Origin of the sequence: Occallatibacter gabretensis, from assembly GCF_001449115.1 — a bacterium.
GTDB classification, from domain to species: domain Bacteria; phylum Acidobacteriota; class Terriglobia; order Terriglobales; family Acidobacteriaceae; genus Telmatobacter; species Telmatobacter gabretensis.
In genome coordinates, this window is sequence record NZ_LAIJ01000009.1 from 1,201,251 (window position 1) to 1,222,810 (window position 21,560).

Here is a 21,560-nt window from a genome sequence, read left to right on the forward strand (position 1 = left end):
GGGACTAAGGGGACTCAAGGGACTATGGGACTGAAAAACCGCTTGCTTTTGTGTAGTCCCTCAGTCCCTTAGTCCCTGTTTCTGCTACTTGATCAGCTTCTTTGCGCGAGCTGCGATGTTGGCGCCGGTGAAGCCGAGTTTTTCATAGACGATGGGGCCGGGTGCGGAAGCGCCAAAGTGATCGATGCCGAGGACGTCGCCGGTTGAGCCTACCCATTTCCCCCAGGCGATGGGCGAGCCAGCTTCGACTGCGAACTTGGGAACGTCTGCGGGCAGGACGGAGGACTTGTATTCGTCGGACTGCTTTTCAAAGAGCTCCCATGAAGGGAAGCTGACGACGCGGGCGGCGATGCCTTCGGCTTCGAGCAGCTTCTTAGCATCGACGCAGAACCAGACCTCGGAGCCGGTGCCGATGAGGATGACCTTGGGGCTAGCCGCGTCTTCCAGAATGTATGCGCCCTTGCTGACGCCGCCGTAGACGTCGATTTTGGCGGTATCGATGATGGGTAGATCCTGGCGGCTGAGGGCCATGAAAGCAGGCTCATTGCGCTCGAGCGCTAGACGCCATGCGGCAGCGGTCTCATTTGCGTCGGCAGGGCGGTAGTCGGTGAGGTGCGGGATAGCGCGCAGCATGGTGAGCTGCTCGATGGGCTGGTGCGTGGGGCCGTCTTCGCCGAGGCCGATGGAGTCGTGCGTGAAGATGAAGAGCGAGTGCGACTTCATCAGCGCAGCCATACGAATGGCGGACTTAGCGTAATCGGAGAAGGTGAAGAAGGTGGAACCGAAGGGAATGAGACCGCCGTGCTTAGCCATGCCATTGACCGCGGCGCACATGGCGAACTCGCGGACGCCGAAGAAGACGTTGCGGCCAGCGGGATCAATGTGGAAATTTGCGCCGGGTTTGAAGATGGTCTTGGTGGAGGCGGTGAGATCGGCTGCGCCGCCAAAGAGCTCCGGCACATCGTTGGCGACGGCGTTCATGACAACCTGGCCGGCGTTGCGCGTGGCGACTTTCTTCTCGATGGGGAAGGTGGGAATGGCCTTCTCAAAACCGGCCTTGAGCTCGCCCGCGAAGGTGCGCTTAAACTGCGCGGCGAGTTCGGGGAACTCCTTTGCGTAGGCTTCAAAGAGCTTGTTCCAGTCAGCCTCTTCAGCTGCGCCCTTGACGCCGGCCTGTGCCCAGTTGGCAGCGGCTTCTTCCGGCACGTAGAAGCTCTGGTCCTCAGGGAATCCGAAGAACTTCTTGGTGGCCTTGACGTTGTCCGGCCCGAGAGCCTCGCCGTGGACGGCATTGGTGCCGGCCTTGGGGCTGCCGTAGCCGATGACGGTGCGGACGGCGATGAAAGAGGGCCTGGTGGTTTCGGCTTTGGCTGCTTCGATAGCTGCTTCAATAGCGGCCAGATCGTTGCCGTCCTCGACGATCTGCACATGCCAGTGATAAGCCTCGAAGCGCTTGAGGACGTCTTCGGTGAAGCTGAGCTCGGTGGGGCCGTCGAGCGAGATGAGGTTGTCGTCGTAGAGCCAGGTGAGCTTGCCGAGACCGAGGGTTCCGGCGAGTGAGGCGGCTTCATGCGAGATGCCTTCCATCAGGTCGCCATCGCCGCAGAGCGAATAGGTGTAGTGATCGACGATTTCGTGGCCGGGCTTGTTGTAGACAGCGGCGAGGTGCTTTTCCGCCACGGCGAGGCCGACGGACATGGCGATGCCCTGGCCGAGTGGGCCGGTGGTGACTTCGACGCCTTCAGTGTCCGTGGACTCGGGGTGGCCGGGAGTGATGGAGTGCCACTGGCGGAAGGACTTCAGATCGTCCAGCGTGAGCTTGTATCCGGTGAGGTGCAGCACGGAATAGAGCAGCGCCGAGGCGTGGCCATTCGAAAGTACAAAGCGGTCGCGGTCAGCCCACTTGGCATTGGCCGGGTTGTGCTTCATCAGCTTATGGAAGAGCAGGTAGGCGATCGGGGCGCAGCCGAGGGGCGCGCCGGGGTGGCCGCTGTTGGCCTTTTGCACGGCATCGACGGCGAGAAGCCGGAGTGTGTTGATCGAAAGCTGATCGAGCTGGGCGGGAGAGAGTGAAGCAGGGGGTGTCATCTGTTTCTAAATCCTTTCGTCTGGGAATCCGCCGCGTCCGCAGGTTTTATGCGCTTTCAACGGCTCAATCGGGTGGGTTCGTAGAGTCAATCTGTACATCCACATTGTATCCAAGCCACTTGCCAGAGTCCGTCCAGTGCAGGGTCCACGAGATCTTGCGGGATGCGCCGTCCTGATACGGAGCCGGGGCGGGAATGTCGAACCAGAAGCCAGCGCTGCATGCGCTGGGGCTGTTTGCGATCTGTACCGTCTTCCAATCGTCGATGGACCACCTGATCTCAAAGCGGGTTGCGTCGATGATCCGTAGCGTGTCTGTTGATCGGATGCGCTGGATGGGCCGTTGGAAGGTAAAAATCTCAAGATTACGGCGCGGACGGAGGCCTTTTTCCGTGCAGTAGCGCTCGTATACCGGGTCCACGAGGTCAAAGACCTGTCCGTCGCGGGCAGAGCGAAGCAGCTTGAGGTACTCGGCGTGCGCCCAGACGAGCGGCGTGGCTGCGCCTGCTGGACCGCCGAGACGCAGGCCGCGACCGGGAATGTCGGCTTCGTCCCAGACCTGCTCCGGCATCATCTGGCCGGGCGTGGCGAACTTTTCATAAGTCCGGATGAGGTCGGTGATGTCGTTGCCCAGGGCCAGCTCGTAGTGCGCCCGCTCGCCGGTGAGCAGCGGCCAGACACGGCCCTGACCGTAGCCGGTGAAAGGCGCGCCATGATCGCCGTTGCCATAGCCGTCCCAGTTGTAGCGCAGCCAGCCGGGGCCCTGCGGAAGATCGCGCTTGAGCGCGATGTCCACAACCTTCACGCTGTCGACGATCAGTGGATCGTCGGCTCGGCGGACGCCGTACCGGACTAGCTCAAGGAAGCCGCCGTCGACGATTTCGCGCGCTGCAAAGTCGTCCGGCGTGCCGGGAGGGCGGTTATTGATGTGGATGCGTTCGATTCCCGCGCTCTCTCTGTCGTATGCGGGACCGGTTTCCGTCGGGCGGATGCGCATGTAATGTCGTTTGACCTGGGGGTGGATGACACCGTCATTCGTGACGGTCCAGTCTTCAAGATGCCCCTCAATCCAGTCGGCGTACTCTTCGACGAAGGCGGCGAGCTCGTTAGAATCATGCGCGCGCAGAATTTCGCTGGCGCAGATGAGTCCGGAGATGACGGCGGCGAGCGTAGATGGCGAGTAACCGGAGTTTTCTTCCCAGCGCTCCTGGTGGGTGACGGGCGCATGGCGAATGAGGAAGCCTGCGGCGCGCTCGACAAAGGGAACGACGTTGAGCTCACCCAGGCCATTGGCCTTCCAGAGCCGCCAGGAAAGAATGACAGGGAAGGCGACTTCGTCAAGCTGCATGCCGTACCAGTAAGGCCGGCCATCGACCCAGAAGTTTTGTGCAAAGCCGCCGTCCGGCTCCTGTGTGCAGGCGAGATAGACGAGGGCGCGGCGCGCGGTTTCAGCGCGGCCACAGGCGATCATGGCTGTGGCTGTCTGCACCATGTCGCGGGTCCAGACCAGGTGATAGCCGCCGAGATCGTCGTCGCCTTTGGCCTGGCCCCACGGAATGGATGCGGACGCAACAAATGCGCCGGAGTAGGTCTTGTCCTCATGCGCGAGCAGAACGTTATGGCTGGCGCGCATGAGGCGTCCGCCGTCCTGGGCTTTTTCGCCAAGCCACTCGGGGTTGGCCACGCGCTTCCATTGCTCTATGAATCGCTTCTGGTTCTGCTCATAGGGCATGACCAGCGAGTTCAAGGTCTTTTGCAGCGAGGTGTGAATGGTGTTGCCGACGCCGATGGCGAGCGTAAATCCGCGGGTGCCGTCCTGGCCGGCGTTCGACATATCGAGCTCGCCAAAGAGCGCGATATTGCCGTTTGAGGCCGAGCCGAACTCCCAGTCCATCTGGTAGTTGTCTTTGAGGTCGCGCCAGCCGTCACTGGTGCCGACGAAGCCGCAGCTTACGCGCGAAAAACCGCAGGTGGCGCCCATGGCGAGCGACCAGCCATTGCGCCATGCGAGCAGCATTTTGTAGCCTGCTACATCCACGGCGCGGCCGTAGTTGTGCGCGCCACCGCCGTCTAGATGCGGAGCGAGCAGGGCGTATACCTTGAGCCGGCTGACGAGATCATGATGGCCGGAGAGTTTCACGTTGACCAGCAGGACGGAGTGGTGCGGGTCGCAGATGATTTCCTTGGTGAGCGTATAGCGGCCGTCGGGATCGTTGTTGATATAACGCACGCCGAGCGCTTCCGGGTTGATGTACTCGAAGGTCGAGATCAGATCGCGTTTTTCTTCGTGAGCGAAGGATTCGCCGTCAGTGACCATGAATTCGAAGTCGCGGATCTGCGGCTTGTCGATGGTGGGGTGGTAGATCTCATTCACGACGCCGTGGGAACAGGTGAACCACATGCGGCTGGAGGCGGAGTAGGCAGTGCCTACGGCATCCTTGACGCTGGAGGTCCAGCGCGGAGGCAGGCCTGGCGTGCCAAAGGCCTCGCCCTGCTGTGGAAGCCATCGATAAAGGGGCTGATCACTCATGAGAAAAGAGAAAGCTGAATCCGAAAACGAATTCTATCGTATCTTCATTGATGGTTTTATGTCCGTTAAAGTTCCATAACTGCGGAAGATAGTTCCCGTTTTATCCCACGTGATGCCGACCGGGACTATTATGGACCTCATAACTGTCCCGACCATCCTGAGGTTTCTCATGCGCCGATCCCGCGTTCTTCGTTTTGCGCTACTGTCGCTGGCTGTAGGGCTTGCCTGTTCTTCGGCTGTCTCGCAGGGGGCGAATCCCTGGGATTCGGATTCGCACGATCCGGCTCATAACGAGCTGAATGCGGGTGTGGAGGCTTTCAAGGCCGCTCAATACGGTGAGGCTGTGGCGCACTTCCGGCGGCCCGTGGAACTAGACCCGAAACTACCGGTGGCAAAGAGTTATCTTGCCACTACGCTGGCGCAGCAGGTCGTTCCTGGAGTGCAGACGCAGGAGAATCTGAAAACGGCTCAGGAGGCCGTGGGATTATTCGAACAGGTGTTGGATGGTGATCCGCACGACGTGAACAGTATGAAGCAGATTGCGGCGATTGATTTCGCCCTTCAGCAGTGGGACAATGCCCGCCAGTGGCAGCAGAAGGTGCTGGGGGAGAACCCGGGCGATCCTGCTGCTGCTTATACGATTGGGGTCATCGACTGGACGGTGGCCTACCATAACGTCAAGGACATGCTGCGCGAGAGCGGCCTGACCGACGATGGGCAAGGCAACACAAAAGCCTCCCACGATGTGCTCGCAGCCATTCGCGAGAAAAATGCCGCGTTGGTGGAGGAGGCGTTGAAGTATCTCCAGACGGCAATCGAGAACCAGCCTGACTACGCCGATGCGATGGTGTATCTAAATCTGACGTACCGGCGGAAGGCCGACCTGGACTTTGCCGACCCGGCTGCGCGCCAGGATGATATTGATAAGGCGAAGATGTGGGCCGAGACGGCGGCAAAGACGCGCAAGGCAAATGAAGGGCCGGCTCGCGCAACGTCTCAGCATTAGATTTCATAATCCGCCGCACCCTTCCGCTGTTGATTCGCATCCAAGTGGCCGTGAGGTATTGAAGCGAATTTAACGTTTCCAATGGTTCCTGGTCGGCTTTCCGCCGAAACCGGCCCACTACAATCTTCAACTGAGGAGAATTAAACGATGGCTTACGAATTGCCCCCGCTCCCTTATGACTATGCGGCTCTGGAGCCCCACATTGATGCCGAAACGATGAAGCTTCATCACGACAAGCACCACCAGACCTATATCACCAAGCTGAATGGCGCGATTGAGAAGCATCCTGAACTGGGCTCGAAGAAAGTGGACGAACTGCTGGCAGACTTGAACGCGATTCCGGAAGATATTCGCGGGGTGGTACGCAATAATGGCGGCGGCCACTCGAATCACACGATGTTCTGGACACTGATGGCTGCGGCCGGCGACGGTGTTGGCGGCGAGCCGACTGGCGCGATTGGCGAGCAGATCACAAAGGACTTCGGCAGCTTCGAGGCCTTCAAAAAGACCTTCAATGAGACGACGGCCAATCAGTTCGGCTCCGGCTGGGGCTGGCTGGTGTTCAAGGACGGCAAGCTGACGATTGTGACGACGCCGAACCAGGATTCGCCGCTTTCGCAGGGGTTTTACCCGATCCTGGGCAACGATGTGTGGGAGCACGCCTACTACTTGAAGTACCAGAACCGCCGTCCTGATTACCTGGCCGCGTGGTGGAGCGTTGTGAACTGGTCGGAAGTGAATAACCGCTTCGCTAAAGCGAAGAAGTAAGAATTAAGGACGAATGACGAGGGACGAAAACTGCTTTGTTAAAAGGTAACCGCATTTTCGTCCTTCGTTCTTCGCACTTAGTCCCTCGTCCGTCCTTCGTGTCCGCAACCATGTTGCGGATTCCGGGTCTATACATACGATGAAGCTTTTGCGCGTCACATTGATCTATGCGGGGCTGGTTCTTGTCGGTTCGATTGCGGCTTTGGCCCAGAGTGCCAGCTTTTCGGTGAGTCAGAATGGCAAGTCCGTGGGGACGGCCAGCTATGCATTCACCAGTACGCCCGCCGGCTATAACTCCGAGTCGCTGGTACGGATTTCGATGCAGGGGCTGGATTACTCGCTTTCCAAAACCGAACAACTTGATAAGGCGAACCGGCTGACGCATGTACTGGTTAGCGGCACGGTAAATGGCACGGCGGTGAACATCGTCGCCAAACCGGACGCGACGCAGTTGCTGCTGAATATTTCGGCGAATGGAAGAGCTTCGACGACACGGCTGGATGCCCATCCCGCATCGGTTTTCCTGGCAGATTTCGACCCTGGAGCGCTGCAGACGTTGCTGGCGCTCAACGTGACCCAGCAGGGCCGCGGACTGTGGGCGGTGATTCCCAAGAAGGCGGGCTCGGCGGCTCCCGTGGAAGTGGCGACCTATGCGCCGGAGCAGGGAACGCTGGACGGCAAGCCGATCCAGGTGCAGCATCTGACGGCGACGGTGTCGGGTGAGAGGACGGAGCTCTTCGCCGGGCCGAAGAATGAGCTTCTGCAGGCGGAGCTGCCGGAAGAGGGTTTTGCGCTGGTTCGGACAGGCTTTGTGCTGACGCCGCCGAAGAAGCCGATCGCGCCGCCGGAAGGCTTCCCGCAGCAACAACAGCAGACGGGACAACAGCAACAGCAGCCGGCTCAACAACAGCCCGCTCAGCAGTATCCGCAGCCCGCGCCGCAGGAATAGAAAATGCCCTCGGGTATAATCGAATAGGAAAGCCGTAGTAGTTCTTTCAACCTAGATCAAGCCGTACACACCCTCCGGCCATCAGCGCCGCAAGGCATCGTAGCCGTAAAGCATTCGCATATGAGACTGGATTCGTTTCCCGCTGCGGAAAGCATGTGGGACATCTGTATCGTGGGCACAGGTCCTGTTGGTATGGCCATGGCGATGGAGTTCGACCGCCTGGGACGTGATGTGCTCGTGCTTGAATCGGGCGGGTTGGAAATCGATCCCGCCCTGACTTCAGCCGCCCGTGCCGAAATTGCCGATGAACGCCGTCATGCCGGAATGGAACTGGCTGTCTGCCGAGTACTTGGAGGCACCTCCTGGACGTGGGGCGGGCGCAGTGTTCCATATGACGACGTGGATCTGGCCGAGCGGCCTTTTGTGCCGGAGTCGAGCTGGCCGATTACGCATGAGGAGATTAGGCCCTGGTACCGGCAGGCCACGGAATACACCTTGTGCGGCGGCGACCGCTTCACAATTCCTTATGAGCGCAAGCTGAGCGGCGGTCTGGCGCTGGATTTTGTAGAGCGTTGGGCGACCGAATCCAAGCTGATTTTGCGCCACCGTCAGCGTTTGTTGGATTCGCCTCGGATTCATCTGAGCCTGAACAGCACGGTCACAGGGATTCGCTTAGACAAGAATGGAAATGTCGCAGAAGCGCTTGAGGTGGCTACGCCTTCGGGTCCGCGTCTTGTTCGTGCGCGGCAGATTGTTCTGGCGCTGGGCGGCGTGGAGACCACACGTGTACTGCTCAATGTGCAGGAACGTTATCCAAATCTCTTTGGCGGGATCGATGGCCCGCTTGGCCGCTACTACATGGGCCACATCTCGGGAAAAATCACGAGTATCGTTTTCGATACGCCTGCGGCCTTCGCCGATCTGGACTACAAGCTGGACACGAACCAAAGCTGGTTCCGGCGGCGCTTTATGCTCACCGAGGCCGCGCAAATTGAACATCAGGTGTTGAACACGGCCTTCTGGCCGGATAATCCGCCTTTTTACGACCCTGCTCATAGGAGTGGCGTGCTCTCATCGGTCTTTCTTGCGCTGGCCTTTCCGCCGACTGGACGCAGGCTTCTTTCGGAAGCGATTCGGCTGGCGCATACAGGACCAAGGCCCTATCCACTGGGGGCGCATTTGCGCAATGCGATTCTGGGAGCGCCGCGCGGCGCCGCGGATATGTATCGGATTCTTCGCGACCGCTTTCTGCGCAAGCCAAAGAAGCCGGGATTTCTTGTATCCAACCCCGGTGGCCGTTATGCGCTGCATTATCATGCGGAGCAGATTCCGCAGGCTGAGAGCCGTATCCGCCTGACCGGAGAGACAGATCAGTTTGGCCTGAAGCGCGCCGCGATCGATTTGCGTTTTGCCGAGCAGGATGTAGATTCCGTAATCCGGTCGCATGAGCTTCTGGACCAGTCGCTGCGCGCGAACGGGATTGGCAGGCTCGAGCCGTGGTATTCGCCGGAGAAGACACGCAGCAAGGTGTGGGAGCAGGCAGCAGATGGCTTCCACCAGGTGGGCTCGATCCGTATGGGCGAGGATCCGGGTGCGAGCGTTGTGGACCGCGACCTGCGCACGCACGATCTTGCAAATCTTTACGTTGCGTCTTCCGCTGTTTTTCCGACTTCCGGGCAGGCCAACTCCACGCTGCTTGCAGTGGCGATGGGAATGCGGCTGGCGCACAGGCTGGCTGTGCCGGCGAGCGAGTCTGAATCCGCTGGTGTGGCGGCAACGCATGGAGTTCGTCCTTGAAGCGCATCCTGCACGTTACCCGTACTCTGAATCCTGTTTTTGGCGGGCCGCCGGATTCCGTGCGGATGTTCTGCGCTGCGCATATTCGGGCCGGGAACGAGGTAGAGGTGGCGACGACGGACGATCCGGCGGCGGATTTCAGCCGTATCCCCGGCGTCGAGGTTCATGCCTTTGGACCGACCAAGCCGAACTACCACTACACTCCACAGCTTGAGCCGTGGATTCGCGCAAATATTGACCGCTTTGACGGCGTGATTGTGAACGGTATCTGGCAGTATCACACCGTGGCTGCGCGGAAGGCTGTTTATGGCCGCCGGCCGTATGTGGTGTTCTCGCATGGAATGTTGGACCCCTATTTCCGCACGCGCTATCCGCTGAAGCACATGAAGAAGCTTGCCTACTGGTTGCTGCGAGAGGCGAAGAATCTCAACCTTGCCAATGCTGTGCTGTTTACGAGCGAAGAAGAGAAGCGAGTGGCGGCGGAAGGATTTCTGTTTCGCAACTTTCGGCGCATAGTGATTCCATATGGGACGATGGGGCCGCCGGAGGGCGATCCGCAGCAGATGAAGCGGGAGTTTCTGGCCGCGTTTCCCGCTGTGCAGGGGCATCCGTACCTGGTTTATCTGAGCCGCATTCATCCCAAGAAGGGCTGTGATCTGCTCTTTGAGGCTTTTGCGCGCACGGCTCCGCCGGAGATGCACCTTATGATGGCTGGTCATGATGAGACGAATTGGCGGCCTGAACTGGATGCGCTTGCTGCGCGGCTTGGGGTGCTGGAGCGTATTCACTGGACAGGCTCGATTCGCGGCAACGTTAAGTGGGGCGCGCTGTATGGCGCAGAGGCTTTCATTCTGCCTTCACACCAGGAGAACTTTGGGATTGCCGTGGCGGATGCGCTGGCGGTGGGACTGATTCCCCTGATCTCTGACAAGATTAATATTGCGCCGGATATTGCTTCAGACAATGCGTGCCTGATGGAGCCGGACACGCTGGAAGGAACCATTCGACTGATTGAGCGGTTCAAGGCCATGTCTGCCGAAGAACGCGGGGAGATGCAGACGCGGGGCATAGAGTGCTATCAGCGCCGCTACGCGCTGGCCAACTCCGCGCATGAAGTTTATAAAGCGTTGGGAATCGCGTGAGTCCGCAAGGCAATTTCGCATTCAGAAGGCAGGTCTCGGCATGAACTCGATTCCTCTTGGCACTACCGGACTTTCTGCGCCCAGAATTGGTTTTGGCTGCGCTGCATTGCTTGGACGCACTGGCCGCAAAGACTCACTGCGTGCGCTGGAAGCCGCGTGGGATGCAGGGGTTCGTTTTTTTGACACGGCCCGCATGTATGGCTATGGCGAATCAGAGGCGCTGCTGGGTGAGTTTCTACGCGGACGCAGACAGGAAGCGGTGATTGCTACCAAGTTTGGCATCCAGCCGGCGAATCAGGCGGCATGGAAGGGTGTGGCGAAATCCGCGGCGCGCAGTTTGCTGAAGCTGGCTCCTGGAATGCACAAGACCCTGCAAAAGACGGCTGCCAGCCAATTCACTCACGGTCAGTTCACGATTCCGGTTCTGCAGCAGAGTATTGAGGAGAGCCTGCGCAAGCTTGGCACGGAAACCGTGGACATGCTCTTTCTGCATTCCGCGCCGGCGAGCGTGCTTGAGCAGCATGACCTGCTGGATGCCATGCAGCGGCTTGTGGAGCAGGGAAAGGTTCGTGTGGCGGGCCTCTCCGGCGACCCTGCGACGGTGGCGGTTGCACTCAAAAGCAATCCTCCGCAGCTTGGAGCGATGCAGTTTCCGTGCAATGTTTTTGATATTTCAGCCGCGACGGGTTTTTCTCAGATTGCGGGCGGCGCGCATGCTCTGGTGGCAAATCATCCATTCGGCGGAGTTTCGCGTGTGGGACAGACACGGGCTGCGCTTGCCTCTGTTGCCGCCAGCAGCAGAATTCCGGCGGCGGTCCGCGAAAAGCTTTCCGGAACCGATGATGGCCTCCTTGCGGATGTCGTGCTGAACGTGATTCTGCGCGACACGGGGATTCATGTGGTGATTCCGGCGATGATGAAGCCGCACCATATTCAGCTTAACGTGGACGCTGTTACGCACTCGCGCTTTACGGCGGAGGAGATTGCGCTGCTACGGCAGGAACTGGCTACGGCGGCCCGGCAGACTACGGCGCAGGGGTAGCTAGAGGCTGTTGGCGGCGGCGACGGCTGATGCCCAGGCCCACTGGAAGTTGTAACCGCCGAGGTGGCCAGTGACGTCTACGGCTTCGCCGATAAAGTAAAGACCCGGAACGGAGCGCGACTCCATGGTGCGGGCCTGCAGGTCGCGGGTGTCGATGCCGCCGGCGGTGACTTCGGCTTTCTCGTAGCCTTCTGTGCCGGTGGGATGGAAGGCATAGCGGCGGAACTCTTGTTCAGTGGCTTCGAGGGCAGCATTGGTCCAGCCTGCCGGTGTGGCGGCCACTGCGAGGTGGTTGGCTAGACGCTGGGGGAGTATGGCGCGAAGAGCCTGGCGGAAAGCTTGCGAATCGCGGCGAGCGTTCGTTTCGAACAACGGAGCAAAAAGGCGGTTGTCCTTTGCGAATTGCGGAGCGAGGTCGATATAGATTGGTTCGCCGGGCTTCCAGTAGGACGAGGCCTGCAGAATGGCCGGGCCGCTGAGGCCGCGGTGCGTAACGAGCATCTTCTCGCGGAAGCGCGGTGGCGGCTGGCGGTTGGGTTTGCCGGATGAGGCTTCGGCCCATGCAACGACTTCTGTGGAGACGCCAGAGAGTGCGGTCCAGCTTGCTTCTTCGCTGCCGAGTACGAGCGGCACGAGCGCGGGGCGCGGATCAATAATGCGCAGACCGAACTGGCGAGCGAGATCGTAGGCGAAGCTGGTTGCGCCAAGTTTGGGGATCGACAGGCCACCGGTGGCGACTACGAGCGCGCCGCAACGGAATTCGCCCTGTGATGAGCTGACGCGGAAGGTTGTTGAGTCACGTTCGACGGCGATGTTGCGGGCATTCAGGATCAACTCAACTTTGCCGCGCTCGCACTCGGCTAACAGCATGTCGAGAATCTGGCGTGCGGAGTGGTCGCAGAAGAGCTGTCCGAGGGTTTTTTCATGCCAGGCGATGCCGTAGCGCTCGACGAGCTCAAGAAAATGCGCGGGCTGGTAGAGCGCGAGCGCGGATTTTATGAAGTGCGGGTTAGCAGAGAGATAGCGGTCGGGTGCGGTATGGATGTTGGTGAAGTTACAGCGTCCGCCGCCGGAAATGAGGATTTTACGGCCCGACTGGGTGTTGTGTTCGAGGAGCGCTACGCTACGCTCGCGCTGGCCTGCGACAGAGGCGCACATGAGGCCTGCCGCACCTGCGCCGAGAACGATGACGTCGAACTCGCGCACGGCTTTACTGACCCCTGATCTCTGATCCCTGATCCCTGCCCCGACTAATCCACCAAGCTTTGATGAACTTCCAGTGGATGTAGACCGAGTGATTGATGTGGAGCAATAATCCTTCGCGGCCATCCAGGAAGCCGAGGCGGAAGATGTAGTTGTAGAAGAAGGTGGCGACGGGGTTGAGAACGGCGTTCCAGACGAAGGCCAAGAGCGAGCGGCTGTTACGATTGCGCGCCGCGAGCAGCATGGCGATCTCTGAGCTGTAGCGGTTCATGTGCTCGAGATAGACCGCGAGGTTGGGATAGGCATAGTGCAGCATGTCGCACTTGAGCGTGCCCTTGTGGCCCCATTGGTGCTCATCGTGCTGAGGCGTGGAGTGCGGGCCGACGCCTTCACTGAGACGCGCTGTGCCGCGCTTGAAGAGGCGCAGCTTGTGGTCAGGATAGAAGCCGCCGTGGCGCATCCAGCGGCCAAGGATGAGGTTGAGGCGCGGAATCCAGTAGGCAGTGAAGGGCGGCTCGGCGGCCAGGGTCCGTTGGACTTCCTTTTGCAACTCGGGCGTGAGCTCTTCGTCGGCATCGAGCAGCAGGATCCAGTCCTGGGTGCAGAGATCGAGCGCGACATTCTTCTGCTCGCCGTGGCCGTCAAAGGCGTGATGGCTGGTCTTTGCACCATAGGATTCTGCGATTTCAAGAGTGCGGTCCCGTGATCCTGAATCGACGAGGATGATTTCATCGGCCCACTTAACGCTTTCGAGCGTGCGGGGCAGATTTGCCTCCTCATTCATGGCAATCATGGCGACGGAGAGAGTTTGACGCATCCGTTGCAGGATAAATCACGCGCTATGTTGCACTATTTTGCGCCCACGTGGAGTGTGCCGCCGTAGGATTCTGCGAATGCTTTTAATACGGGGAGTGCGCGGTCAAACGCCTGACGATTACGGGCGCTGAGTGTAAGAGTTAGTACCTGGCCGTCATCGGCGATATAGACGACCTGCTCAAAAGAATTGTGCTCTTCGCCGCTTTCGAATGTGTAGACCCTGGCATCCTGTTTTACGCGAGGAAGCGTGAGAGATTTTTCTTCGCGGACAGTACCATTTTTGAAGCGTTTTCTGAACTCTGAGATATCAGACTCGATGGCGGATACGGTGTTTTTTGCGTCTTCCTTTGCTCCAACGGGCATTCCGGCGAGATAAATCCAGACGTCTGCTTTCGAAGGGTCGGTACCTTTCGGAAGGAAAAATGCCAATCCAGGCCCATCTGCTCGCTCCCATCCTTCTGGAGTATCCACTGCAATGAGTCCGGCTTCCGTCATCAGCATTTCGCGGGGTTTGTCAGAATGTACGGCAGGCTGCTGCGCGGTGCAAAAATGCATAAGCGCAAAGGCAATAAACACAGCCAGAACACTGAATCGGCGATAGGGTCTGCAGGCGCTCATAGTTCGTTTGTGAGCATCGAAGAGTGAAGTAATTGGGTCGCTGCTCATGATACATTGAGATTCCACGGGAGACAGCGTATGGCGGCTGAGGTCCAGCTGACGGATCAGACGATAGACCTGCAGCAGCAGGTGGCGCGGCTTCAGGCGCTTCTCGAAGCCTCGCGCCAGGTTCACTCCACGATTCACGAAGAAGATGTGCTCAGGTCCGTGCTGCGGCTGGTTGTGCGCGAACTTGAGATGGCCGGAGCGACCTTCACGGGGCCTGAATTAAGCCAGGACCTGACCTATGGCAGCGTAGACGCAGAGGCCGGCACAGCGCAGCGCTTCCCTTTGTATGACCGCGATGGCCAGCGCATGGCCGATCTGCTGGTGATGCCGCCGGATGGGCGCACGCTGACACTGTACGAATCGGACTTTCTGGAAGGGCTTACCTTGCAGGCTTCTGTTGCGCTGGAAAACGCGCGCAACCACAAGCGCAATGTGGAGTTTGCCCGCGTGCAACAGGACCTGGATGCGGCGCGCAGTATTCAGCGCTCGCTCTTGCCGCAACGCCTGCCGGATATTTCGGGCTACTCCCTTGGCTTCAAATCGAAGACCTGCTACGAAGTCGGCGGCGACTATCTGGACATTGTGGAGATGCCGGACGGAACGATTCTGCTGGTGGTGGCGGATGTGGCGGGCAAGGGACTGGCCTCGGCGATTGTGTCGGTAAGCTTCCGCTCCGCTTTTCGAGCTGCCGCTTCTACCGGATTGGCGTTGCATGAGATTGCCACGCGCATGAACCAGAGCCATTGGGAAGAGGGCGACGAGACGCGCCGCCGCTACGTAACCGCAATTTTTGCCCGTCTCGACCCGAAGACCGGTGAGCTGGAGGCCGTGAATGCGGGCCACAATCCCGGTTATGTTCTACGGCCGGATGGCTCGCTGAGCCAGTTGGACGCAGCCGGCACGCCGCTGGGACTGCTGCCCGGTATGAGCTACTCCTCGGAGCGCTGCGCCTTTCCGTCAGGCTCACGCCTGCTGCTTTATACGGATGGTCTGACTGAGGCTTTCTGCGGGGACGAAGAATTTGGCTCAGAACAACTTATCGACCATTTTTCCCGGTGCCAACCGCAGATGGCCGATGCTATTCTCGATACGTTGTGGCGCGCGATTGAAGATTTTTGTAAAGGCGGGCCGCAATCGGACGATATGACAGCATTGGTACTCTCGCGCATCGGGGAGCCTTGTACGGCAGACTCTGATTTGGTTGGGGAGAAAGCTGCTTGAGCGGAAAGTCAACATGCGTTGAAGTTCGGCTGCCTTCGCGGCTCGGCTACGAGAAGGTGGCCATGAGCACCGCAGCATCCGTCGCCAAGCTGATGGGCTTTCGCCCGGAGCGCATCGAAGACCTCAAGACGGCGATTGCCGAGGCGTGCATCAACGCGATTGAGCACGGCAACAAACTGAACGATGGCCTGCAGGTGGGCGTGCTGCTGAATGCCGGCGAAGATGCACTCGAGATTAAAGTGATTGACGATGGCCGCGGAATGAAGACCCTGCCTCCCAAACCGGACATCGACAAGAAGATTCATGGTGAGGAAGATCCCCGAGGCATGGGGATGTTTTTGATTCAGGCCCTGGTGGATGAGGCCGAGTGGGTGGCGGGCGCAAACGGAAAGAGCAGCTACGTCCGCCTGTTGGTACGGCTGGACCCGCCAATTGAGTAAAGTTCTTATACGGAGATATTGATCGTGCAGAGTGAAACCAAGTCGAAAGTGGACCAGATTTCTTCGTCCGCGGGCCATTCGGTCAGCGTGCTCCGCTATGAGGGCGATATCGCCAGCACCTCGAAGGACGCCGTTCTTGGCGCCTACCAGGCTCTCTCGAAAGAGACTGTCAAGCTGATTCTGCTGGACTTCACGAAGGTGGATTACATCAACTCAAGCGGCATTGCGCTGGTGATTCAGCTGCTGATTGAAGCCTCGAACTCCGGGCAGAAGGTGGCGGCTTTCGGCCTTTCGCCGCACTTCACCAAGGTCTTCACGATGGTGGGCATCACCAAGTACGCCGGGTTGTATCCAGATCAGGCGACGGCGCTGGCGGCGCTGTAAGGACTTCTCCGTCCAGACAACTGCATGGCTCAGCGACAGGCGACTCCTGAGCGGCTCGCCGCATTCTCGGATGGCGTGATTGCCATCATCATCACAATCATGGTGCTGGAGTTGAAGGTTCCTCATGAAGCCAGCCTTCAGGCCCTGATCGTACTTTGGCCCGTTTTTCTCAGCTATGCATTGAGCTATCTCTTTGTAGGCGTCTTCTGGGTCAATCATCATCATCTGCTGCACCATGCGAGGATTGCCGAACCCATGATTCTCTGGGCGAATCTTCTGGTGCTTTTCTTTGTTTCGCTGATTCCATTCTTCACGGAATACGTGGCTGAGACGCATCTGCATCCGTTCGCAACGGCGCTCTATGCGGGCATTTTTCTGCTGGTCACTGCGGCTTTCATGCTCCTGCAGAAAGTTGTTGCCGTCCAGTTCGGGGCGGACCCGGAATTGAAAGCGATGGACCGGGCCGCAAGCAGTCGGAACTGGATCACCCTTGTTGCATATGCCTTGGCAATCCCGGCGGCATGGCTACATCCGGCAGTTACTCTCTTCATCATTCTCTGCAGCGCTGTAGCATACTTCATCCCGGATGCGTTTTCCCGCAGATGAGTTCTTGCGTCGAAGGCGCGTGCTAGTCCCTATTCGTAGCGCAGCGCGATCATGGGGTCCACTCTGGAGGCACGCCGCGCAGGGAAGTAACCAGCGATCAGCCCTACGACCAACAGCACGCCTACGGCCAGTGCAATGCTTGCCGGGTCGTTATCCTTCAAGCCGAAGAGCATATGCGTTACCAGCCGTCCACCGGCAAGCGTGGCGGGCACGCCGATGGCGATTCCGACGAGCACCATGACGGCAATCTCGCGCAGTACCAGCCAGCGCACATTCGATTGCGGCGCGCCGAGCGCCATGCGGATGCCGATCTCGTTGGTTCGCTGGCTCACGATGTACGACATCAGGCCATAGATGCCGATGCAGGAGAGAAAGACGGCCAGCAGCCCGAAGAAGATGGAAAGCTGCGCTACGACACGCTGATTTGTCACCGATCGTTGCACCTGCTCATCGAGCGTGGTCACATCGGTAATCGGCAGGCTGCGGTCAATCGAGTGAATCGTCTGCTGCACCGCATCCGCAATCGCGTTGAAATCGCCGGTGTAGCGCACGCTCAGGTCGTCCACATACTGCGGATGCTGCAGGTAGGGAATGTAATCAATCGACTGGGGAGTTTCATCCAAGCTGCCGAACTTCGCGTCCTTCACCACGCCGATGATCTGAACGGGCGAATCATTGGTGCCCATGTGGTAGCTCTTGCCAATCGGCGAGCCTTCGGGAAAGAACGTCTTCGCCATGTGCTCGTTAATGATTGCCACATGCGGCGATTTCGCAGTATCCTGCGGCACAAACGTGCGCCCTGCAATCAGCGGAATCTGCATAGTGGCAAAGAAGCTATTGCCAACCACGTCGTGCTTGACCTGTACGTCATAGTTCACCGGAGCACCCGGCACTACAATCCATCCGTTCCAGCTTCCTTCGTGAAAGACGAAGTCAGAAAAACTGGCGGCATGCACGCCCGGCAGCGCGCTCACCTTTGCTTCGATCTCCTCGAACATCGTAGTCAGCCGAGGCTCACCATCCTTGTAGTCTACGGAGCTTGGGTCAATGTTGAGCCGCAGCACGTTCTCGCGGTTGAATCCTGTGTCCACGTTCGTCAGGTTGATCAGGCTGCGCAGGAACAAGCTCGCGCCCACCACAAGCGCCAGCGAAAGCGCCACCTGCAGCACCACCATCGTGCGTGCCAGCAGGTTCTTCGTGCCGCCCTTCACCATGCCGCGTCCTTCTTTCAGTGTCTCCGTCAGCTCCACCCGCGTCGCTCGAAAAGCTGGAATCGTTCCAAACAGCAGCGCCGTCGCTACGGTAATGCCAAGCGTAAATAGCAGCACCGTCGTATTCAGTCCCACGTTAAGCGGAGTTACCTCCGGCCCGCTTGAAACCATGCGCAACAGCAGCCTGCTTGCGCCCATCGCAAAGGCAATCCCCAGCGCGCCGCCCGCAAACGACAGGACCAGGCTCTCCGTCAGCAGTTGCCGAATAATCCTGCCGCGCTGCGCTCCCAACGCCTGCCTTACCGCCAGCTCTCGTGCGCGAGCCGTCGCCCGCGCCAGCAGCAGGTTCGCAATGTTCGTACACGCAATCAGCAGCACCAGCGCCACAATTCCCATCAGCATCTGCAGCGGCTCGGAAAACTGCCGCCGCAGCCGCGAAAGCCCAGTCCCCATCGATGTCAGCGGCACATGAGTGTTGTTCAGGTTCGCCAACTCGCGCTGGTCCGGCTTCCTGTCCGTAAAGCTCAGTAGAATCAGCCGGAACAGCACATTCACATTCGCTGTTGCCTGTTCCGGCGTCACGCTCGGCTTCATGCGGCCAAAGATGTAGAGCGACTCGGCAAAGTTGTTCTTATATCCGTCGAAATATGGCGGTACAGCTTTCACCATCGAAAATGGAATCCACAAATCCGGTGCATCACCCACCATCGTTCCAAAAAACTCCGCCGGAGCTACACCCACAATCGTAAAAACCGTTGGGCCAATCTTGAGCGTGCGTCCCAGCACTGCCGGGTCTTTGCCCATCGCGCGCTTCCACCACGCATCGCTTACCACCACTACGGGATGATCGCCTTCCGTGCTGTCATCCGCATCGCTCAGCAAGCGCCCCATCCCGGCCTCCATGCCCAGCGTGGAAAAATACGTTCCCGAAACAAGTTGGGCCTTCATTAGTACGGAAGATGTCTCGTTGCCAATGAAGCCATGTATATCGCTCTTCATACTGAACATCGCCGCCGTATCGGAAAACACCGAGTTCTGCTTCTGCAGCTCGCGATAAAACGGGTACGAAAAGAGCTCTGTAAATCCATACGCATCCGAAACGCCGTTTGTGCGCGCCGTTCCCAGCAGCATCAGCCGCTGCGGCTCCTTCACCGGCAGCATCCGCAGCAGCACCGCATCCAGCAGACTGAAGATCGCTGTATTCGCCCCAATCCCCAGCGCCAGCGAAAGCAGCGCAACGCCGATCAGCGCCTTACTGCGCAGCATCGATCGCACGCCATAAGCCGTATCCTGCACAAAGCTTTCGAGCCACCCCGCCACGCGAATCCCATGACTCGTCTCGCGCTGCTGCATGATGGGGCCGAAGGAACGGCGCGCCTCTGCTGGATCGCGGCCTTCGGCAATTGCTTCTTCGATGTGCGACTCGAACTCTTCTGCGATTTCGCGGTTTATCCTGTCCCCGCGAAAGACATTTCCGATGCGCGACCAGAGCGACATTTCACGCCTCCCGCAATACTCGATTAATGGCTGAGCTAATGGCTGCCCAGCGCGACTCTTCCGCGCCAAGCTGCTTTTTTCCTGCCGCTGTGAGCTCGTAGATGCGAGCACGGCGGCCGTTTTCCTTCTTGATCCACTCGGCGCGAATCCAGCCCGCCTCTTCCATGCGGTGAAGCGCAGGGTAAAGCGAGCCCTCTTCGGCCCGCAGGACTTCATCGGAGATATTCCCGATGGCGGTCATGATGGCATAGCCGTGGAGATGCGGCCTGCGCGAAAGAATCTTCAGCACAAGCAGGTCTAGGGAGCCTTGAAGGGAATCCGTTTTCGTCCGCGGTGGATACTGGGCCATACTCAGATGTCTTTATATAGATGTCTAAGTATGGTGTCAAATCGAATTCACCTGCCCACGCAGCCGGGCTAGAATTTCGCTATGAACTTAACTGCGATTCAGGCGGCACTGCGCGAGACCGGTTACAGCGGCTGGCTTTTTTACGATCATCATCACCGTGATCCGATTGGCGAGCGGATTCTGGGGCTGGATCCAAAGGCGCACATCACGCGGCGGTGGTATTACTTTGTGCCGGCGCAGGGTGAGCCGCACAAGCTGGTGCATCGCATTGAGCAGCTGCGACTGGATTCGCTGCCAGGCAGCAAGACGCTGTATTCGAGTTGGCAGGAACTGGCCGCTGGACTGGAAGCGATGCTTTCCGGCGCGACGAAGCTGGCCATGCAGTACTCGCCGAACAACGCCATCATGTATGTCTCGATGGTGGATGCGGGGACAGTGGAGTTTCTGCGATCGATTGGCAAGGAGATCTTCAGCTCCGCGAACCTGGTGAGCCAGTTTGAGGCTGTGCTGAGCGAGGAGCAGAAGTTCACCCATGCGGCGGCGCAAAAGGCAATTGATGCGGTGCTGGCCGAGGGCTGGAAAGAGATTGGGCGCAGGCTGCGGCCGGCGAATGGGCAGCCCGGATCGTTCACAGAGTTCGATATGGTGCAGTGGCTGAGTGAAGGGATGCGCCGCGAGGGACTGATTTGGGAAAACGGGCCGAATGTGAGCGTGAATGCGAATAGCTCGGACTCACATTATGAGCCGACAGCGGAGAAGTCTTCGCCGATCCGCGAGGGCGATTTTCTACTGATCGATATCTGGGGCAAGCAGGACAAGCCGGAGGCGATTTTTTACGACATTACGTGGACGGGCGTAATTGGCCGCGAGCCGAGTGAACGCGAGCAACTCGTCTTTACCACCGTTCGCGATGCGCGCGATGCGGCGGTTGCTACAGTTGAGTCCGCATTTACGGAGGGCCGCACGATTCATGGCTACGAGGGCGATGATGCGGCGCGTGCGGTGATTCGCAATGCCGGCTTCGGCGAATACTTTACGCATCGCACGGGGCACAATATTGCGGTGGAGATTCATGGGCCGGGTGCGCATCTGGACAACCTCGAAACGCACGATGAGCGGTTGATTCTGCCGAATACCTGCTTCTCGGTTGAGCCGGGAGTTTATCTGCCGGAGTTCGGCGTGCGAAGTGAGATCGACATGCTGACGGAGCCAGGTAAAGCTTGGGTAACGGGTAAGATTCAGCGTGAACTCGTGAGGATTTAACGCATACTTCGATGAGCATGTCACTGGCCAAGGCGAAGCGATTCATCATAGACCGCATTCTCGATCAGGCGAAGCGCGATGGAATATCGCTTAGCGATGTTGAAACTCAAATGCTCGGTTTTGCAGAAGAATCCGCAAGCGCGACGGATATGGCAGTTGCGCAGACTTTTGAGCGCGAAATCGATGACGAGCGCTATGAGAAGACTGTTGCGGAGTTGATTCGACGGGCATATCGGCGGGATAAGGAAAATAACGCAATTGAAGCCTGGGAACAGCCACTCGATGCACTGGCCGACAAGGATCTGTATCTGGGCGTGATGATTCAGCGAGCTGGCATTTCCGGCGCGTCAGGCCTTGCAAATTTATTTGATTGGAGACTTTTGGTTGGAATTGCTCCAGCATTGGTTTTCGTTGCATTCGGTTCTTTCATTGCTTTTTCTCGAACTGGCGAAAAGTTGATTCCCAATGATTTGCTACGCTTGGTAATTCTCGTTATTTGTTTAACCGCCCCGTTGCTAGTGCACAGAATGCGCAGCAAAACGCGGCTTTGATCTACATCTGCCTTCACGCCAACGCAAAGGTTCT

19 protein-coding genes are annotated in these 21,560 nt (G+C 58.7%); 12 read left to right on the plus strand and 7 right to left on the minus strand.

Features of this window, described 5'->3' with window-relative positions:
* Positions 1–84: 84 nt before the first annotated feature.
* Together tkt and VO84_RS11340 are read right to left on the minus strand one after the other, a co-directional pair.
* On the minus strand, positions 85–2,088 hold the full coding sequence (tkt, locus tag VO84_RS11335) for a transketolase (RefSeq protein WP_058187717.1): 2,004 nt from the start codon (positions 2,086–2,088) through the stop codon (positions 85–87).
* A gap of 64 nt (positions 2,089–2,152) precedes the next feature.
* The gene (locus VO84_RS11340; RefSeq protein WP_058187718.1) at positions 2,153–4,615 is read right to left on the minus strand and encodes a glycoside hydrolase family 15 protein; all 2,463 of its coding nucleotides are present in this window, start codon (positions 4,613–4,615) and stop codon (positions 2,153–2,155) included.
* Positions 4,616–4,784: 169 nt separating this feature from the next.
* Here VO84_RS11340 and VO84_RS11345 point away from each other — a divergent pair, with 169 nt between their 5' ends.
* The 6 genes from VO84_RS11345 to VO84_RS11370 all read left to right on the plus strand — a co-directional run bounded on the left by VO84_RS11345 (position 4,785) and on the right by VO84_RS11370 (position 11,319).
* Positions 4,785–5,621 (plus strand): tetratricopeptide repeat protein, encoded by an 837-nt coding sequence (locus VO84_RS11345; protein ID WP_058187719.1) that lies wholly within the window; start codon positions 4,785–4,787, stop codon positions 5,619–5,621.
* Positions 5,622–5,768: 147 nt separating this feature from the next.
* Entirely contained in the window at positions 5,769–6,389 is a 621-nt protein-coding gene (locus VO84_RS11350; protein WP_058187720.1) for a superoxide dismutase, read from the plus strand.
* A gap of 139 nt (positions 6,390–6,528) precedes the next feature.
* Positions 6,529–7,338 carry a hypothetical protein gene (locus VO84_RS22830; RefSeq protein WP_058187721.1) on the plus strand — a complete coding sequence of 270 codons (810 nt, stop codon included), beginning with the start codon at positions 6,529–6,531 and terminating at the stop codon, positions 7,336–7,338.
* A gap of 120 nt (positions 7,339–7,458) precedes the next feature.
* Positions 7,459–9,135, plus strand: coding sequence for a GMC oxidoreductase (locus VO84_RS11360; RefSeq protein ID WP_082661903.1), 1,677 nt, complete (start codon positions 7,459–7,461; stop codon positions 9,133–9,135).
* Positions 9,132–10,277, plus strand: a complete 1,146-nt coding sequence (locus VO84_RS11365; protein ID WP_058187723.1) for a glycosyltransferase — start codon at positions 9,132–9,134, stop codon at positions 10,275–10,277. Before VO84_RS11360 ends, VO84_RS11365 begins: the two co-directional genes overlap by 4 nt.
* 40 nt (positions 10,278–10,317) lie before the next feature.
* Complete coding sequence (locus VO84_RS11370; RefSeq protein WP_058187724.1) at positions 10,318–11,319, plus strand: aldo/keto reductase; 1,002 nt, start codon at positions 10,318–10,320, stop codon at positions 11,317–11,319.
* On the opposite strand, the gene VO84_RS11375 is transcribed toward VO84_RS11370, so the two are convergent.
* The 3 genes from VO84_RS11375 to VO84_RS11385 are packed head-to-tail and all read right to left on the minus strand — an operon-like array spanning position 11,320 to position 13,914.
* Positions 11,320–12,525 (minus strand): BaiN/RdsA family NAD(P)/FAD-dependent oxidoreductase, encoded by a 1,206-nt coding sequence (locus tag VO84_RS11375; protein ID WP_231737888.1) that lies wholly within the window; start codon positions 12,523–12,525, stop codon positions 11,320–11,322.
* Positions 12,526–12,529: 4 nt separating this feature from the next.
* Complete coding sequence (locus VO84_RS11380; protein WP_058187725.1) at positions 12,530–13,339, minus strand: glycosyltransferase family 2 protein; 810 nt, start codon at positions 13,337–13,339, stop codon at positions 12,530–12,532.
* Between the two features lie 32 nt (positions 13,340–13,371).
* Positions 13,372–13,914: a hypothetical protein gene (locus tag VO84_RS11385; protein WP_058187726.1), complete on the minus strand. Its 543-nt coding sequence runs from the start codon at positions 13,912–13,914 to the stop codon at positions 13,372–13,374.
* Positions 13,915–14,034: 120 nt separating this feature from the next.
* Here VO84_RS11385 and VO84_RS11390 point away from each other — a divergent pair, with 120 nt between their 5' ends.
* From VO84_RS11390 to VO84_RS11405, 4 genes are read left to right on the plus strand one after another with little or no spacing between them, the layout of a single operon-like run.
* Positions 14,035–15,225 (plus strand): PP2C family protein-serine/threonine phosphatase, encoded by a 1,191-nt coding sequence (locus VO84_RS11390; protein WP_058187727.1) that lies wholly within the window; start codon positions 14,035–14,037, stop codon positions 15,223–15,225.
* Complete coding sequence (locus VO84_RS11395; protein WP_058187728.1) at positions 15,222–15,665, plus strand: ATP-binding protein; 444 nt, start codon at positions 15,222–15,224, stop codon at positions 15,663–15,665. The genes VO84_RS11390 and VO84_RS11395 overlap by 4 nt, the downstream gene beginning before the upstream one ends.
* Before the next feature lie 24 nt (positions 15,666–15,689).
* On the plus strand, positions 15,690–16,049 hold the full coding sequence (locus VO84_RS11400) for an STAS domain-containing protein (RefSeq protein ID WP_058188729.1): 360 nt from the start codon (positions 15,690–15,692) through the stop codon (positions 16,047–16,049).
* 24 nt (positions 16,050–16,073) lie between these two features.
* On the plus strand, positions 16,074–16,655 hold the full coding sequence (locus tag VO84_RS11405) for a TMEM175 family protein (protein WP_058187729.1): 582 nt from the start codon (positions 16,074–16,076) through the stop codon (positions 16,653–16,655).
* Positions 16,656–16,684: 29 nt separating this feature from the next.
* On the opposite strand, the gene VO84_RS11410 is transcribed toward VO84_RS11405, so the two are convergent.
* Both VO84_RS11410 and VO84_RS11415 read right to left on the minus strand, forming a co-directional pair.
* Positions 16,685–19,363, minus strand: coding sequence for an ABC transporter permease (locus tag VO84_RS11410; RefSeq protein ID WP_058187730.1), 2,679 nt, complete (start codon positions 19,361–19,363; stop codon positions 16,685–16,687).
* A 1-nt stretch (position 19,364) separates the two neighbouring features.
* Complete coding sequence (locus VO84_RS11415; protein ID WP_058187731.1) at positions 19,365–19,712, minus strand: PadR family transcriptional regulator; 348 nt, start codon at positions 19,710–19,712, stop codon at positions 19,365–19,367.
* Positions 19,713–19,793: 81 nt separating this feature from the next.
* On the opposite strand from VO84_RS11415, the gene VO84_RS11420 reads away from it, so the two are divergent.
* Both VO84_RS11420 and VO84_RS11425 read left to right on the plus strand, forming a co-directional pair.
* Positions 19,794–20,975 (plus strand): M24 family metallopeptidase, encoded by a 1,182-nt coding sequence (locus VO84_RS11420; RefSeq protein WP_058187732.1) that lies wholly within the window; start codon positions 19,794–19,796, stop codon positions 20,973–20,975.
* Between the two features lie 17 nt (positions 20,976–20,992).
* Positions 20,993–21,526, plus strand: a complete 534-nt coding sequence (locus VO84_RS11425) for a hypothetical protein (protein WP_058187733.1) — start codon at positions 20,993–20,995, stop codon at positions 21,524–21,526.
* Positions 21,527–21,560: the final 34 nt, after the last annotated feature.